The organism is Polaribacter marinus (assembly GCF_022662535.1).
GTDB classification, from domain to species: domain Bacteria; phylum Bacteroidota; class Bacteroidia; order Flavobacteriales; family Flavobacteriaceae; genus Polaribacter; species Polaribacter marinus.
Genome location: NZ_JAKQYM010000003.1, coordinates 176,668 through 194,002, shown reverse-complemented (window position 1 = coordinate 194,002; position 17,335 = coordinate 176,668). Strand labels below are relative to the sequence as shown.

At 31.1% G+C, this 17,335-nt stretch carries 11 protein-coding genes and 1 tRNA gene; 7 read left to right on the top strand and 5 right to left on the bottom strand.

Annotated elements, in window-relative coordinates:
• Nucleotides 1–44: 44 nt before the first annotated feature.
• The 4 genes from MC378_RS05930 (at nt 45) to thrC (ending at nt 6,671) form a co-directional block, all read left to right on the top strand.
• Nucleotides 45–1,610, top strand: coding sequence for a hypothetical protein (locus tag MC378_RS05930; protein ID WP_242177829.1), 1,566 nt, complete (start codon nt 45–47; stop codon nt 1,608–1,610).
• Between the two features lie 316 nt (nt 1,611–1,926).
• Nucleotides 1,927–4,368: a bifunctional aspartate kinase/homoserine dehydrogenase I gene (gene thrA, locus MC378_RS05925; protein ID WP_242177828.1), complete on the top strand. Its 2,442-nt coding sequence runs from the start codon at nt 1,927–1,929 to the stop codon at nt 4,366–4,368.
• A 3-nt stretch (nt 4,369–4,371) separates the two neighbouring features.
• Nucleotides 4,372–5,295, top strand: a complete 924-nt coding sequence (locus MC378_RS05920; RefSeq protein ID WP_242177827.1) for a homoserine kinase — start codon at nt 4,372–4,374, stop codon at nt 5,293–5,295.
• Nucleotides 5,296–5,384: 89 nt separating this feature from the next.
• Nucleotides 5,385–6,671 (top strand): threonine synthase, encoded by a 1,287-nt coding sequence (gene thrC, locus MC378_RS05915; RefSeq protein ID WP_242177826.1) that lies wholly within the window; start codon nt 5,385–5,387, stop codon nt 6,669–6,671.
• Between the two features lie 62 nt (nt 6,672–6,733).
• Here thrC and MC378_RS05910 read toward each other — a convergent pair.
• Nucleotides 6,734–6,805 (bottom strand) — tRNA-Gln (locus tag MC378_RS05910).
• Nucleotides 6,806–6,976: 171 nt separating this feature from the next.
• Between MC378_RS05910 and MC378_RS05905 the strand changes: the two genes are divergently transcribed.
• Nucleotides 6,977–10,087 carry a glycosyltransferase family 117 protein gene (locus MC378_RS05905; protein WP_242177825.1) on the top strand — a complete coding sequence of 1,037 codons (3,111 nt, stop codon included), beginning with the start codon at nt 6,977–6,979 and terminating at the stop codon, nt 10,085–10,087.
• Between the two features lie 10 nt (nt 10,088–10,097).
• Nucleotides 10,098–10,763 (top strand): polysaccharide deacetylase family protein, encoded by a 666-nt coding sequence (locus MC378_RS05900; protein WP_242177824.1) that lies wholly within the window; start codon nt 10,098–10,100, stop codon nt 10,761–10,763.
• Nucleotides 10,764–10,777: 14 nt separating this feature from the next.
• Here the strand turns inward: MC378_RS05900 and MC378_RS05895 are convergent, their stop codons facing one another.
• From MC378_RS05895 to cphA, 3 genes are all read right to left on the bottom strand, one after another.
• Complete coding sequence (locus tag MC378_RS05895) at nt 10,778–11,071, bottom strand: thioredoxin family protein (RefSeq protein WP_242177823.1); 294 nt, start codon at nt 11,069–11,071, stop codon at nt 10,778–10,780.
• An 88-nt stretch (nt 11,072–11,159) separates the two neighbouring features.
• Nucleotides 11,160–12,386, bottom strand: a complete 1,227-nt coding sequence (locus tag MC378_RS05890; RefSeq protein WP_242177822.1) for a metallophosphoesterase — start codon at nt 12,384–12,386, stop codon at nt 11,160–11,162.
• 113 nt (nt 12,387–12,499) lie between these two features.
• Nucleotides 12,500–15,160 carry a cyanophycin synthetase gene (gene cphA / locus MC378_RS05885; protein ID WP_242177820.1) on the bottom strand — a complete coding sequence of 887 codons (2,661 nt, stop codon included), beginning with the start codon at nt 15,158–15,160 and terminating at the stop codon, nt 12,500–12,502.
• A gap of 100 nt (nt 15,161–15,260) precedes the next feature.
• On the opposite strand from cphA, the gene MC378_RS05880 reads away from it, so the two are divergent.
• A complete protein-coding gene (locus tag MC378_RS05880; protein ID WP_242177819.1) occupies nt 15,261–16,124 on the top strand; it encodes a cyanophycinase in 864 nt (287 codons plus the stop codon).
• Nucleotides 16,125–16,144: 20 nt separating this feature from the next.
• Here the strand turns inward: MC378_RS05880 and MC378_RS05875 are convergent, their stop codons facing one another.
• Nucleotides 16,145–17,074: an isoaspartyl peptidase/L-asparaginase family protein gene (locus MC378_RS05875; RefSeq protein ID WP_242177818.1), complete on the bottom strand. Its 930-nt coding sequence runs from the start codon at nt 17,072–17,074 to the stop codon at nt 16,145–16,147.
• Nucleotides 17,075–17,335 lie beyond the last annotated feature (261 nt).

The following is a 17,335-nucleotide window of genomic DNA, read 5'->3' as shown; positions in this document are numbered from 1 at the left end:
CAATGAGAACAATAAAGTATTAAATCATTAAAAATCAACAAAATATGAAAAGAAACACTACATTGTCCAATCATCAAAATGACGCTCTTTTTGTACTTATTAAGTCTTTAACTAAGTCAGAAAAGAGACAATTTAATCTATATGTTGGTAGGTTAGGTGGTAACATTGACGCTAAATTTTTTTCTTTATTTAAATTTTTAGAAAAACTTAAAGTATATGACGAAAAGGTTATTATTGGAAGCGGAATTGTTTCTAAACAACAATTATCCAATTTAAAAGCACATTTATACAAACAAATTTTAATTAGTCTACGTTTAAATCCTGCACATAAAAATATTAGAATACAAATTAGAGAACAGTTAGATTTTGCAACTGTTTTATATCAAAAAGGACTGTATAAACAAAGTTTAAAACTTCTTGATAAAGCTAAAAATCTAGCCTTAGAAAACGAAGAAAAAAATGTTGCTTACGAAATCGTAGAATTCGAAAAGGTAATTGAAACACAATACATTACAAGAAGCATTAGTACCAGGGCAGATGAACTTTCTGTACAAGCCAAAGAATTAAGTTATCAAAATGTAATTACTAGTAAACTCTCTAATTTATCTATTCAATTATACAGTCATTTATTGCAAAATGGCTACGTAAAAAATAATGACGAGTTAAAATTTATCAATAAATATTTTGATAAAAAAATGCCAAAATACAACTTTAATGAACTTGGTTTTAGAGAAAAGCTCTGGTTATATAAGGCGCATTTATGGTATAGTTTCTTAACTCAAGATTTTTTACAAAGTTATAAATACGCGCATAAATGGGTTTATTTATTTAAAGAACATAAAAAAGCAATAGAACTTCACCCTGTTTTTTATTTAAAAGGAAAAAACTATTTTTTAGAATCCTTATTTTTTGTACATAAAAAAACTATTTTTAAAAAGGAACTAATTCTTTTTGAAAAAGAAATTAACGAAGGAAAAATCCCTCTAAACACTAATACAGAACTTTTAATTTTCTTGTATTTATATGCCAATAAGCTTCACTTACACTTTATAGAAGGTACTTTTGAAGAAGGAGAATATTTAGTAGAAATTATCAATAATAAGATTGCAGATTACAAAAACAGATTAGACAATCATTACGTAGTGATGCTTTATTATAAAATTGCTTGTTTGTATTTTGGAATGGGAAAAAATGAATTGTGTATTACTTATCTACAAAAAATAATTAAGAACAAGAATTTAAAGGTAGCTGAAGATTTACAATGTTTTGCAAGAGTTTTAAACTTAATTGCACATTATGAATGTGGATTAGATTATGATTTAGAAAGACAGTTTTTAGATACATATAAGTTTTTAATTAAAATGGAAAACTTACAAGAAGTGCAAAAAGAATTTATCACTTCAATTAGAGATCTTAGTGATGTTTTTCCACATGAAATAAAAAACGAATTTAAAAAGATATATACCCGTTTAAAAAAGTTTGAAAATCACCCATATGAAAAAAGAGCTTTTTTATATTTAGATATTTTATCTTGGTTAGAAAGTAAAATAGAAAACAAACCAATTGCACTAATAATTAAAGAAAAATCAATTAAACCATCAAAAAGATAACAAATCATTATTTTAAAATTACTTTTTTTATCAATTACACATTAATTACCCTTAAACAGAAAATAAACATCATTTAGTTAATTGTAATTAAATAATAATAATATTTTTGCCTTGTGAATCTTTCTAAAATCCATACAGCTAATTACAAAACTATGACTATAGTTCCTGTTTCTACGGAGGCTATTATTCACACTTCTACAATTATTACCCTTTAGGGGTTTATTATATATCATATTAATTCAGGTCAATTATTATTTCGAAGAAAATCGAAATATCATAATAAAATACATTTTCACACATATTTATCATTAAAAAAATGAAAGTATTAAAGTTTGGTGGTTCATCAGTTGCCAGTTCAGAAAACATACAAAAGGTTTTAAAAATAGTTGAAAAATCTTCAAAAAATCAAAAAATTGCCGTGGTAGTCTCTGCTTTTGGTAAAACAACAAATGCATTAATAGAGGGAGCAAATTTAGCTTCAACCAAAAACGAAGACTATAAAAAAATATTAAAAAAGTTAAAAGAACATCATTTTGATATAATTAATGAATTAATTCCAGAAAAAAAACAAGGAGATGTTATTGAGTATGTTCAGCAACTCTTTGACAATCTAGAAACCATTTATAAAGGTTGTTTTTTGTTAAGAGAACTAACTCCCAAAACGTTGGCTAAGATTTCAAGTTTTGGAGAACTTTTATCTTCTTTCATTATTGCAAAAGCCTCAGAAAATTATTTTGAAACTAACTATAAAGACAGTAGAGAATTAATCGTTGCTTCAGATAATTACTTAAATGCTACCGTTAATTTTGATGGAACTAATAAAAATATAATTGCTTTTTTTGATGGAAATCAAAAACAAGTAACACTTTTACCTGGCTTTGTAGCTAGAACTCCAAAAGGAAAAACAACAACTTTAGGGCGTGGGGGGTCTGATTATACCGCCGCTATTATTGCAGCAGCTTTAAACGCAGATGAATTACAAATTTGGACGGACGTAAGTGGAATGTTTACCGCAAACCCAAGTGTTGTAAAACAAGCATTTCCTATTACTCATATTTCTTATCAAGAAGCAATGGAATTGTCTCATTTTGGTGCAAAAGTAATTTATCCACCAACTATTCAACCTGTATTAAAAAAAGAAATTCCGATTGTTATTAAAAATACTTTTAAACCTGAAGATGTTGGAACTTATATCACCAAAGAAACAAGCAATAAAAAACCCGTAAAAGGAATTAGTCATATAGAAAACATCACATTAATTACATTAGAAGGAAGTGGAATGGTAGGAATCCCAGGGTTCTCAAAACGATTGTTTGAAGCACTTTCTTTTCATAATATTAATATCATTTTAATAACACAAGCTTCTTCTGAATTGTCAATTTGTATTGGTATTTCAGATGAAGATGCCGAAAAAGCAAAATTAGTTATTGATGAAACTTTTGAGTTCGAAATTCAAAAACAAAAAGTAAATCCTGTTGCATTAGAACAAGATTTATGCATCATTGCTTTGGTGGGAGACAATATGAAAAATCACCAAGGATTAAGCGGACAAATGTTTAGCTCTCTAGGTAAAAACAACGTAAATATTAGAGCTATAGCACAAGGTTCTACAGAGAAAAATATTTCTGCTGTTATTAATAAAAGTGATGCAAAAAAAGCGTTAAACACTTTACACGAACAATTTTTTGAAGAAAAAATAAAACAATTAAACCTATTTGTTACAGGTGTTGGAAATGTTGGAGAACGATTTTTAGCGCAGTTAGAACAACAGAAAAAATTCTTAAAAAAGAATTTAAAATTAAACATTAGGGTTATTGGTCTTTCTAATTCTAGAAAAATGATTTTTGATGAAAATGGCATCAATCTAAAAAACTGGAAAGAACATTTAACCAATGGAAAAGAAACTAGTTTAGAAAACTTTTTTAACAAAACAAAAGAATGTAATTTAAGAAATAGTGTATTTGTAGATAATACTGCAAACCAATCGGTTTCTGAAGTATATGAAAACTACCTTAGACAGAGTATTGGGGTAGTAACTTGTAATAAGATTGCTTGTGCCTCTTTATTAAATAACTATAAAACTTTAAAAGAAGTTTCTAGAAAATACAATGCTCCATTTTTATTTGAAACCAATGTTGGTGCAGGTTTACCGATTATAGATACCTTAAAAAATTTAATCAATTCTGGAGATAGAATTCATAAAATTCAAGCTGTTTTATCTGGAAGCTTAAACTTTGTTTTCAATAATTTTAATGAAAACTCAACTTTTCATGATGTAGTAGAGCAAGCTCAAAAAGAAGGCTATACAGAACCAGACCCAAAAATTGATTTAAGTGGAGTAGATGTTGCTAGAAAGATTTTAATTCTTGCAAGAGAAAGTGGCTATGATTTAGAATTAACCGACATCTCTAACAATGCTTTTCTTCCTAAAGAAAGTTTAAACACCTCTAATAATGATGATTTTTACACATCACTAACAAAAAACGAGGCGCATTTTCAACAAATTTTTAAAGATGCAAACAGTAAAAATTGTCGTTTAAAATATGTTGCAGAATTTGCAGACGGAAAAGCAAATGTTGGTTTGCAACACATCCCTTCTAACCATCCTTTTTACGACTTAGAAGGAAGTGATAATATTGTCTTATTCTTTACAGACAGATACCCAGAAAATCCTTTAATTATAAAAGGAGCCGGGGCAGGAGCCGATGTTACAGCTTCTGGTATCTTTGCAGATATAATTAGAATAGGTAAAATTTAAATTATGAAATCAATAAAAATATTTGCCCCAGCAACAGTTGCTAATGTTTCCTGCGGATTTGATTCTCTTGGTTTTGCCGTAGATGCTATTGGTGATGAAATGACTTTTACAAAAACAACAGAAAAAGGAGTGAAAATCACCCAAATTACTGGAGCAAATCTAACTTATAATGTAGATAAAAATGCTGCAAGTGCTGTTGTTAAGAAAATACTGAATGAAGCAAATGCTGATTTCGGAATCGAATTAACGATTCACAAAGGATTTTCTCCTGGAAGCGGATTAGGTAGTTCTGCTGCTAGTGCTGCAGGTGCTGCTTTTGGTGCAAACCAGTTATTAGGCAAAATTTATTCTGAGTTAGAACTGACAAAATTTGCTATGTTTGGTGAAGAAGTTGCTTGTGGAACGCCAATTGCAGATAATGTTTCTGCTGCCATTTACGGTGGATTTGTTTTAGTAAGAAGCTACAACCCTTTAGAAATTATAAAACTACCAGTTCCTAACGAATTGAGAGTTGTTGCCATTCATCCTCAGGTGGAAGTAAAAACAAAAGATGCTAGAGAAGTTTTACCAACAGAAATTGCACTGAAAAATGCGGTTACACAATGGGCAAATGTGGGTGGTTTAATTAGCGGTTTATATTCAGATAACTATAATTTAATCAGTAATTCTCTGGTAGATATTATAGTAGAACCTCATAGAAAAAAATTAATTCCGTTTTTTGACGATGTTAAAAACGCAGCAACAAAAGCAGGTGCTTTAGGTGCGGGAATTAGTGGTTCTGGTCCAACAATTTTTGCACTTTGTAAAGGCGATGAAATTGCCAATGAGGTTTACAAAAGTATCGCAGAAAGTTATAAAAATACGGGTATTGCCTTTGAAATGTTTATTTCGAAAGTGAATCACGAAGGAATAAAAATATTAGAATAATCGTCATTACAAAGGAAGAATGACTGAAGTAATCTCTTTCCAAGAAACAGATTGCTTCGTTTCTCTCGCAATGATTAACAATCAAAAAAATGAACTATTACAGTTTACACCATAAATCGCCAAAATCAACATTTAAAAACGCAGTTGTAGAAGGGCTTGCAAAAGACAGAGGAATTTATTTCCCAGACAACATTCAACAACTTTCTAAAGATTTTATCGAAAATATTTCTGATTACACAAATCATGAAATTGCGTACGAAGTAATTAAACAATTTGTAGGCGATGAAATTCCTGCTGAAAAATTAAAAGAGATTGTTGCAAACACAGTTTCTTTCGATTTTCCTTTGGTAAAAGTTGATGATAATATTGCTGCTTTAGAATTGTTTCATGGTCCAACCATGGCATTTAAAGATGTTGGCGCAAAATTCATGGCACAATGTTTAGAATACTTTAACAAAGATAATGATGATGAAGTTACTGTTTTAGTAGCGACTTCTGGAGATACTGGTGGCGCAGTTGCAAACGGATTTTTAGGTGCAAAAGGCGTAAATGTTGTTATTTTATATCCTTCAGGAAAAGTAAGTGACATTCAAGAAAAACAATTAACAACTTTAGGTCAGAATATTACTGCTTTAGAAGTTGATGGCGTTTTTGATGATTGCCAAGAAATGGTAAAAACTGCTTTTTTAGATGAAGAAATCACAAAAACATTAACCTCAGCAAATTCTATAAACGTTGCGCGTTGGTTACCACAAATGTTTTACTTTTTCTTTGCTTATAAAGAATTACACAAAAAACACAAAGATTTAATCTTTTCTGTACCAAGTGGAAACTTTGGTAATATCTGTGCAGGAATCATGGCACAAAAATTAGGATTACCTATCAAACACTTTGTAGCTTCTACAAACGTAAATGATACCGTACCTAATTATTTAGTAGACGGAGTTTACAAACCAAAACCATCTAAAGCAACCATTTCTAACGCTATGGACGTTGGTAATCCGAGTAACTTTATCAGAATACAAGAATTATTCAACAATGACTTAGATGCTCTTAAATGTGCTTTTTCTTCATATAGTTTTTCTGATGATGAAACGCGTGCTACCATGAAAGAAATCTACGCGAACTCTGGTTACGTTGCAGATCCTCATGGAGCTGTTGGTTATTTAGGGTTGAAAAAACACGGGTTGAAAGAAAACGAATTCGGAGTTTTCTTAGAAACTGCACATCCAGTAAAGTTTTTAGATGTTGTTGAGGGAACATTACCTGTAAAAGTAGAAATACCAGCACAAATTAAAAAAGTAATCAATAATAAAAAAGTAGCTTATAAAGCTTCAACTTATCAAGATTTAAAGGATTTCTTACTAAAAAAATAAGAAACCAAACTTGCATAAAAAGTAAAAAGTCCTAATAAATTTAATTTATTAGGACTTTTTTGTTGGCCTACAAGGACTCGAACCTTGAATGTCGGTACCAAAAACCGGTGTGTTACCAATTACACCATAGGCCAATGCTTTAACGCGGGTGCAAATTTAAACCAAAGTTTTAATTAGACAAACATTTTTTAATAATTTTTGTATTTAACAAATTTTTATGAGGATTTTATCATTCATAAAACCACTAACTTCTTATTTTATTGGTATTTATTACTAAATTCGCCCACAGATTATTTTTTCGAATTATGACATCAGAAAACTTTAAAAAATGGAACATCATCTTAGGATGGGCAACATTTACAATAGCTTTAATCACTTATTACCTAACATTAGAGCCTACTGTTAGTGCTTGGGATTGTGGTGAATACATTTCTACATCGGTAAAACTAGAAGTTGGACACCCACCTGGAGCTCCATTGTTCCAGATGTTAGGAGCCTTTTTTGCTATGTTTACATCTAGTTTAGATCAAATTGCTAAAATGGTAAACTTTATGTCTGCTTTGGCAAGTGCATTCACTATTTTGTTTATGTTTTGGACAATTAGTAATTTGGCCCAAAAACTAGCTTTAAAAACTGGTAAACTTTCGGAAGGAAAATACATCGCTATTTTAGGAAGTAGCATTGTAGGGTCTTTAGCATACACCTTTTCTGATAGTTTTTGGTTTAGTGCGGTAGAAGGAGAAGTTTACGCAATGTCATCATTTCTAATGGCTATATTATTCTGGCTGGGTTTAAAATGGGAAAGCGAAATTCATACAGCAAGGGGAAACAAATGGTTAATCTTAATCAGTTTTATTGTTGGATTATCTTTTGGCGTACACATACTTTCATTGTTGGTAATTCCTTCAATTGTAATGTTGTACTTCTTTAAAACTTATAAAAACATCAATTTTAAAACAACAACTATTGCAACCGTTATTTCTGTGTTGATTTTAGCATTTGTTTTTAAGTTTTTATTTCCTTTTACACTTAAATTCTTTAGTGCTTCTGAGTTATTTTTCATCAATTCAATAGGAATGCCTTATAATTCTGGTAGTATTATTGCTGCAGTAATTTTAGTAGCACTTTTCTTCTTTGGATTAAAATACACACGAAAAAACAACAAGGTACACACAAACACATTAATACTTTCTGTATTGTTTATTATGATTGGTTTTTCTTCTTGGATGATGTTACCAATTAGAGCCAATGCTGATACTACAATTAATGAAAATGACCCTTCTAGTGCGCGTGAATTATTAGCGTATTACGAACGTGAACAATATGGAGACGCAAATGTATTTTACGATACATATTACTCTAACACATACTCTAGAGAACAAGACAAAAACAATCCATACAAAGACGATAAGCCTAAATACGAAAAGAAAAATGGCAAATACGTAATTGTAAACAAATATAAAAATGTCGTCCCTAATTGGTCAGACAAGCACAAAGGTTTTATTCCACGAATGGTCGATGCCTCTAAAGAAAAAATGTACAAGAAAATTGCAGGAATTCCTGCAAATAGTAAACGTAGACCAACTTTTGCAGAGAACATTAAATTTATGGTTAGCTACCAATTTGGTTATATGTACGGGCGCTATTTCATGTGGAACTTTGTTGGACGTCAAAACGACATTCAAGGAAATCTAGATTTATATAACGGAAATTGGCTAAGCGGAATTGACGTTATTGACGAAGCAAGATTAGGCTCTCAACAACAATTACCAAGTCAAGCTCTAGAAAACAAAGGAAGAAATACATACTATTTTTTACCTTTTATTTTAGGACTTATCGGTTTGTTTTTTCAAATAAAATTAGACAAAAAGAACTTTTTTACCTTATTATTATTCTTTGCTTTTACAGGTTTGGCAATTATTTTCTATACAAACCCAAAACCTTTTGAGCCAAGAGAACGAGATTACGCTGTAGTTGGTAGTTTCTACATCTTTGCCATTTGGATTGGTTTTGGAGTATTAGCACTCTATGAGTACCTAAAGAACTTTGCCAATAAAAAAGCAGTGGCAATTGCTATTTCTGCAATTTCTCTTTTAGCGGTACCAACTTTAATGGCATCCCAAAACTGGGATGATCATGATCGTTCTAACAGATACACAACCCATCTAAACGCACAAGCATATTTAGAAAGTTGTGATCCAAACGCAATTATGTTTACCATTGGAGATAATGACACTTTCCCTCTATGGTATATGCAAGAAGTAGAAGGTATCAGAACCGATGTGAAATTGGTTAACACCTCTCTTTTTGCTACTGATTGGTATATAGATCAAATGAAACGTGCAACTTATGATGCTCCTCCAATTCCTTCACAATTAAAACACGATCAATATCGATATGGTAGTTTAGATATTGCCTATTCTATAGAACACCCAAGATTTAAAGACTCTATCATTTCTATTAAAGATTTTATGAGGTGGATTTCTTCTGATAGCGATGCTACATATTATATTGATGAAGAAAATGATGTTAAAGAAAAGTTTTATCCAACCAATAAAATTAGAATTCCTGTTAACAAAGAAAATGTTTTAAAAAACGGAATTGTAGCACAAAAAGATGCAGATAAAATTGTTGACTATATAGACATTACTATTGACGAAAGAGGTATTACAAAAAATAGAATTTTAATGTTAGATATTCTTGCTAACAATGATTGGGAGCGTCCATTTTATTTTACAGGTGGCGCAAATGCAGATGAAGAATATATTTGGTTAAAAGACTATTTACAATTAGATGGTTTATCTTATAAATTAGTTCCGATTAAAACTCCTATGGGAAAAAAGAGTTTGTTTGATATGGGAAGAATTGATCCAGAAAAAATGTACTCTAACATTCAAAAATGGAATTGGAGAAACATTAATGATGGTAAAATCTATTTAGATGAACAAACCAAAAGAAATGCCATTTCTATGCGTAACAGCTTAATGCGTTTGTCTGAAGCCTTTGCAAAAGAAGGAGACACCTTAAAAGCCATAGAAGTTTTAAATTTATCTTTAGAAAAATTACCTATTAAAGATTTTGATCACTATAGTTTATCTTTAGGTTATCCAGAAATGTATTACAAATTAGGAGACAACGAAAAAGCAAGAGAAACAGCAAATACTTTATTTAAATTATTTGAAGAAAAATTAATTTGGTTAAGTACTTTTCCTAAAGAAGATACAGACATAATTTTCGAAGATATAGACACTACACTATACATGTATAGTAACGTTTTAAGGCAAGTTAAAAACGGAGATAGTGACACCGCCTATGCAAAATCACTTGAAGGTAACTTTATGAAAATAATGGATCTTTTCAAACATTTAATTCCAGATGACAATACAAATGAACCCTTAGATATTTTAAACGAATAGAACATCTAACGTGAAAGCATATTTCCCTAGAACGCCAAATTTTATAATGAGAGTTTTCTCTAAATATATTTGGCGTTTTTCTTTTAACAAAAAAGAAATCTATCTCACTTTTGATGATGGACCAACCATAGAGGTAACTGAGTTTGTCTTAAGAGAGCTACAAAAACACAACGCAAAAGCTACTTTTTTTTGCATTGGAAAAAACATTACAAACCATCCAGAAATCTTTAAGAAAACTCTTTTAGAAGGTCATTCTATTGGAAATCATACTCAAAACCACCTAAAGGGTTGGAAACATAGCACAGAAGATTACTTGAAGAATGTTTTTGAATGTGAAAACATCATTACAAACACAATTGAAACAACAAAAAACTTGACATTTAAACCTCAAGAGTCAAAATTATTTAGACCTCCTTACGGAAAAATTAAAAAAAGTCAAGCCAAAAAGATTCTAAAAAAAGGATATAAAATAATTATGTGGAGTGTTTTAAGTGCCGATTTTGATTTAACCATCACAAAAGAAAAGTGCCTAGAAAATGTTTTACAAAACACAAAAAACGGTAGTATTATTGTTTTTCACGATAGTTTAAAAGCTTCAGAGAAGCTCAAATATGTTTTACCCAAAGTATTAGATTTCTACTCTAAAAAAGGGTTTACTTTTAAAGCGATATGTTAAAGAAGTAAAGGAATTTAAACGAACTGCTGTACTAGGCCAATTAATGTGTTCGCATCATGAAAACCTGTTTTACGCCATTTCATTTCGCCGTTTTTGTATATTATAAACGTAGGATCTCCTTTAACACGTAAAGCATCTGCTAGTGTTTCGTTCTTTTTGATATCAATCTTTATTACTTTTGCTCTATCGCCTAAAGCAGCAGCAACATCTCTTAATGTTTCTACGTTATTTTCAACTTCATCCCAATCGGAATAAAAATCGATTAGAACTGGTTTTTGAACATTAATTAATTCTCCAAATTTTGTCATAACATTAAAGTCTTTATTGATAAAAAACGTAAAAATTATTCACTCGTTAGTCTGCAAATATAATAATTCTATTTAAATATGCTGATTATCAGCCCTTTTTAAGTTCTATCACTGTTATTTCTGGCCAAACACCAACTCTACCAGGAAATGCATGGTATCCAAAACCTCTATTTACATTTATATATCTCCCCGCTTCATTATACAAACCTGCCCATTGTTTATACACATATTTAGACGGGCTCCATTTAATCCAACCCGGAATTTCTATTCCCATTTGCAAACCATGTGTATGTCCGCTTAAAGTAAGCTGATAATTAAAATCATCATCCTTCACTTTGTGTTCCCAATGACTTGGATCATGAGACATTAAAATCTTAAAGTCTTCTTTTTTGATGTTTTCGGATGCTTTTTGTAAGTCTCCTTTTTTCTGAAAACCTCCTTTTCCCCAATTCTCTACCCCTACTAATGCAATTTTTTGTCCGTCTTTTTCTAAATACCTGTTTTCATTACACAATAATTCAAATCCTATTTTTTTATGAATATCTTTTATGGCTTGTAAATTATCAATTTTATCTTGTGGATTTTTCCAATCCATATAATCTCCATAATCATGATTTCCAAGGATTGAATATTTTCCTTCTTTTGCTTCAAACTTATCAAAAACATCCATCCAATTGTCCATTTCATCAGCTTTATTGTTTACAATATCACCTGTAAATAACATTAGATCCGATTTTTGCTCATTGATTAAATTGACACCATATTGGATTTTTTCTTTGTTGGTAAAACTTCCCGAATGAATGTCTGAAATTTGCGTAATGGTATACCCATCAAAAGCATCTGGTAAATCTTTAAAACTTAACTGATACTTTATGACTTTGTAATTGTATTTTCCTTGGATGATTCCGTAAATAAAAGAAGCAAAAGGTATTGCTGCCAAACCTAAAGCAATTTGAGAAATAAATTTTCTTCTACTTGCTAAAGGTTTTGTTTCTTCTGTAGAAACAATTGAAAACAATTTCAAAATCCATCTATACATATCTTCACCAAAAAGAACAACAACAAGAACCAATTTAGGAATTAAAAAAGTTAACAACAAACCAACAGCCATTTGAAACTGTGGTGTTTGTCCTTGAGTTTTATCATAAGTTAATGCAACATAAAAGAAATTTGCATAAACAATCAAACTAATGAAAAGCCAAGAAAAACGAATTATTTTACTTTTAGTAATGCTCTTTATTGCTTGAAAAGCATAAAACTCTAACACTAAGATTAAAACAAGAATAATTACTAAACGAAAAATCCAACGGGTCATAAAAAAGTTTTTGCGAATTTACTTCTTTTAAAGGTTTAATGATTTGACTTTTAGAAGACTTTAACAAAAAAACTCCCAAAAATGGGAGTTTTAAAAATTAAATACTTTCTATATTACCCTAAATTAGGAATATCTTCTGAAGTGAATTCATACAATTCTTTAGCTTCTTTTTCTTTCAACTCTTTTACCAAGTTAAGTGCATCAGGAATCACATCACTACTCAACACAATCAAAGCTCCTTTTTTGGCATTTTTAACTGCATATAAAATTGCTTCTCTTTCTGATGGAATTACGGTAGTTTTTTTGTTAGGATCTTTCATTATGATTCCGTCTTTTAACATCTTAATCAGCTCTTCTTCTGTTTTACCTCTTAAACGTTTGTCTTGTCGAATGATAATTTCGTCAAACATTTCAGCTGCAATGCTTCCCATTTCATTATTATCCTCTACTCTTCTATCTCCAATTCCAGCAATAATTCCAACTTTTACCGAAGCTTCTAGATTGTCTACAAATTGCTTTAAAGCTCTCATTCCCGCAGGATTATGTGCATAATCAACTAAAATTTGAAAGTCTTTAAATTTAAATAAATTCAATCTTCCTGGTGTTTGTGTTGCTGATGGAATAAAGGTTTCTAAAGACATTTTCATGTCTTCTATAGAAAATCCTTTTATATAGGCTGTTAAAACCGCAGGTAGTACATTTTGAATCATAAATGTTGCTTTTCCTCCGTAAGTTAACGGAACATTTACAGCTTTAATAACTCTCATTTTCCACTCTCCTCTACAAATGGTAATATATCCATTTTCGTAAATCGCAGATAAACCTCCACGTTTTTGAATTGCTTTAATATGCGGATTATTCTCATCCAGAGAAAACAATGCAACATTACATTCTACATTTTTACGCATAGCATATACCAGATCATCATCAGCATTTAAAATAGCTGTTCCTTCTGGCAATACTGTTTCTGGGATAACCGCTTTTACTTTTGCTAATTGTTCTACAGTATGGATTCCTTTTAAACCCAAGTGATCTGCTGCAACGTTTGTAACAATCCCAATATCACAATATTTAAAACCTAAACCCGCTCTTAACAAACCACCTCTTGCAGATTCTAATACAGCAAAATTGACAGTTGGATCTCTTAACACAAACTCTGCACTTGCAGGTCCTGTACAATCTCCAGTCATTAACAAACGATTTTGAATATACACACCATCACTAGTTGTATAACCAACATTAAAACCTTTCATTTTCGCCATATGTGCAATTAAACGAGTAGTTGTGGTTTTTCCATTAGTTCCAGAAATGGCTATAATTGGAATTCTTGAAGTGGATCCCGGAGGAAATAATTTATCGATTACAGGAGCAGCCACATTTCTTGGAAGCCCTTCTGTTGGTGCTAAATGCATTCTAAAACCAGGGCCAGCATTTACTTCTAAAACAGCCCCTCCAGTTTCCGACAATGGTTTAGAAATATCTGTTGTCATAATATCAATTCCACAAATATCTAAATCTATAATTTTAGAAATACGTTCTGCCATAAACACATTGGATGGATGTACAATATCTGTAACATCTTCTGCTGTACCTCCTGTACTTAAATTTGCGGTATCTTTTAAAACCAACATTTCATCTTTTTTAATGATACTTTCTAAGGTATAACCCGCATCCTTTATAATTGTTTTTGTTAAATCATTTACCGTAATCTGAGTTAAAACTTTTTCATGACCATATCCTCTTCTTGGGTCTTTATTTACCTCATCAATCAATTCTTGAACTGTAGATTTTCCATCACCAATAACATGCGCGGGAGTTCTTAAAGCTGCAGCAACCAGTCTATTATTGATCACTAATAACCTATAATCTTTTCCTGTAATAAATTTTTCTACAATTATTGCACCACTTTTAGAGCTATTCTTTGCATGTCTAAATCCTTCTAAAGCATCTTTATAGTTCTCAATATTTACAGTAATTCCACGTCCGTGATTACCATCAATAGGTTTTATTACCAAAGGGTATCCTACATAATCGCAAGCAGCTTCTAAACTTCGTTCCCTTCTAATAATATCGCCTCTAGGAACCTCTACTTCTGCTTGTTCTAACAAGTATTTTGTATCTTCTTTATCACAGGCTAACTCTACACCAATATTACTTGTTTCACTTGTTACAGTTGCTTGAATTCTTTTCTGGTTTGCTCCATAACCAAGTTGACAAAGAGAATATTTATTTAAACGAATCCAAGGTATGCCTCTAGCTTCAGCTTCTTCTACAATAGAACCAGTACTTGGTCCCAAACGCGAACTTTCTCTTAACTCTCGCATTTCCTGAATATCTTCTTCAAGATCATATTTTTCTCCTTTAATTAAAGCTTCACAAATTCTAAATGCTGCTTTTGCCGCATACCTACCTACATTTTCTTCTATGTAAGAAAAAACAACACTATAAACACCTTCTTCTCCATAACCACGAGTTCTACCAAAACCCGTATCCATGTCTGCTAAAGTTTGAATTTCTAATGCTATATGCTCTATAATATGCCCCATCCAAGTTCCTTCATCAACCCTCATAAAAAACCCCCCTTCACAACCTTCAGAACAACGATGCGAATACATCGTAGGAAACATCTCTTTTAATCGTTCAGAAAATCCATCGACTTTATTAGAGGGAAATGCTTCCATTTCTTCTAAGTCTAGAACCATTACAATTAATTTATGTCTTCTAACAGACCAATAATTTGGCCCACGCATTGCATTTATTTCTCTGATTTTCATCTTCGGTAAGTTTTAATTAAATTGAAAGTTTATAAATATATACAATTTTGAAGATAAAATTTAGTTTATTTTTGCCGAGTTAGAAAAACAACTTATTTTTATGAAAGTGATAAAAGGAACCTTAATCCCTATTGGAGGAAATGAAGATAAAGGAATTGAAGAAAATGAACAATACACTCAAGAGTTTATTAGTGAAGGCATTTTATTCCATGTTGTAAAAGAAGCTGGTGGTATTGATGCTAATATTGTAGTAATCCCAACCGCATCTAGTATTCCTACTGAAGTTGGAGCAAATTACATGGAAGCATTTACCACGTTAGGGTGTAAAAACATTACTATTTTAGATATTAGAAGTAAAGAAGATTCAGAAAAAGAAAGCGCTATTAAATTAATAAAAGAAGCTAATTGCGTAATGTTTTCTGGAGGGGATCAATCTAAAATTACAGACAGAATTGGAGAAACAAGCATTCATAAAATTTTAGCTGACAGATATCAAAATGAAGAAGGTTTTGTAATTGCTGGTACAAGCGCCGGAGCAATGGCAATGGCAAACGAAATGATTGCGGGAGGAAGTGCTTCTGAAGCATTTATTAAAGGTGCTGTAACCATGTATAAGGGTTTAAATTTAATACCTGAATTAATTATTGACACTCATTTTATTAGACGTGGTCGATTTGGTAGACAGTCTGAAGCTGTTGCGAAATACCCAAACTTAATTGGTTTTGGTTTAGCAGAAGACACAGGGGTAATTATTAAAAATGGAAACGATTGTACTGTAATAGGTTCTGGTATGGTTATTATTTTTGACGGAAGTAAACTAACACATAATAACGAAAAGATATTAGAAGAAGGGACACCAATGACAATGGCAAACTTAACAATTCATGTACTTTCTAATAGTGACATGTATTCTATTAAAAATAGAAAAGTTAGTGTTTTAGCAATAGATGCTCCTTTTATCTAATTTTTTATAAAGTAAATAAGCTATTTATAAATCAAAACCTCTTCCTTTCCTTTGGAAGATTTACTTGCTCTATACATTCCTTCTGTATTAAAAGGCATTGCAATATTCCCTTTTACATCAACAGCAATTAAACCACCATCTCCACCAATTTCTAAAATTCTTTTATTAATAACCTCATTAGATGCTTCATCTAACGACAAACCTTTATGCTCTATTAAACAAGCTACATCATAAGCAACCACACCTCTAATAAAAAACTCGCCACTTCCTGTACAAGAAATTGCACATGTTTTATTGTTGGCGTAATTTCCAGCACCAATCATTGGAGAATCTCCAACTCTCCCAAATCGTTTATTTGTCATACCACCTGTAGATGTAGCTGCCGCAATATTTCCTTCTTTATCACAAGCAACAGCACCTACGGTACCAAATTTTGAATCTTTTTTTTTTGCATGATCTAATTGAAAACTATCCGTATCTTTTATTTCTAACCATTGATTATGACGAAGTTCATCATAAAAATAGGTTTCATCTTCAATTGTATAACCATTCATTTTTGCAAACTGCATAGCACCCTCACCAGCTAAAAAAACATGCTCGCTTTTTTCCATGACATCTTTTGCCAAAGAAACAGGATTTTTAATTCCTGTAATTAATGATACTGCACCTGCATTTAATGAGTTCCCATCCATAATAGAAGCATCCATTTCATGCGTTTCATCTGCTGTAAAAACAGCACCTTTACCGGCATTAAACAAGTGAGAGTTTTCCAATACAATTACTGATTTCTCTACTGCATCTACTGCGGTTCCTCCTGCTTCTAGTACATTATATCCTGCATCTAGTGCTAACTGTAAAGCCGATTTGTATTTGGCTTCCAACTCCGGAGTCATCATTCCTTTTACTAAAGTTCCTGCGCCACCATGTATGGCTATAGAAAATGTATTCATCGATCATTAATATTTAAGTCTTCAAAAATACGTTTTGATTTTAAATGCTTTGCATTAAATTAAATATTTTTAAGACGTAAACTTCTTATTAATATTAAAAAACAGTGCCTTAACTTTTTTTAATCCTAAAACTATTAAAATAGTTCCTTTTCTATATATTGTTTTTTATAAACAAAGCGCAACAAACTAGAATCAAAAAGATCTAAACAAAGAAATATAAAGTAAACATTGATAATTTATAGATACTGTGAGAAAATATAT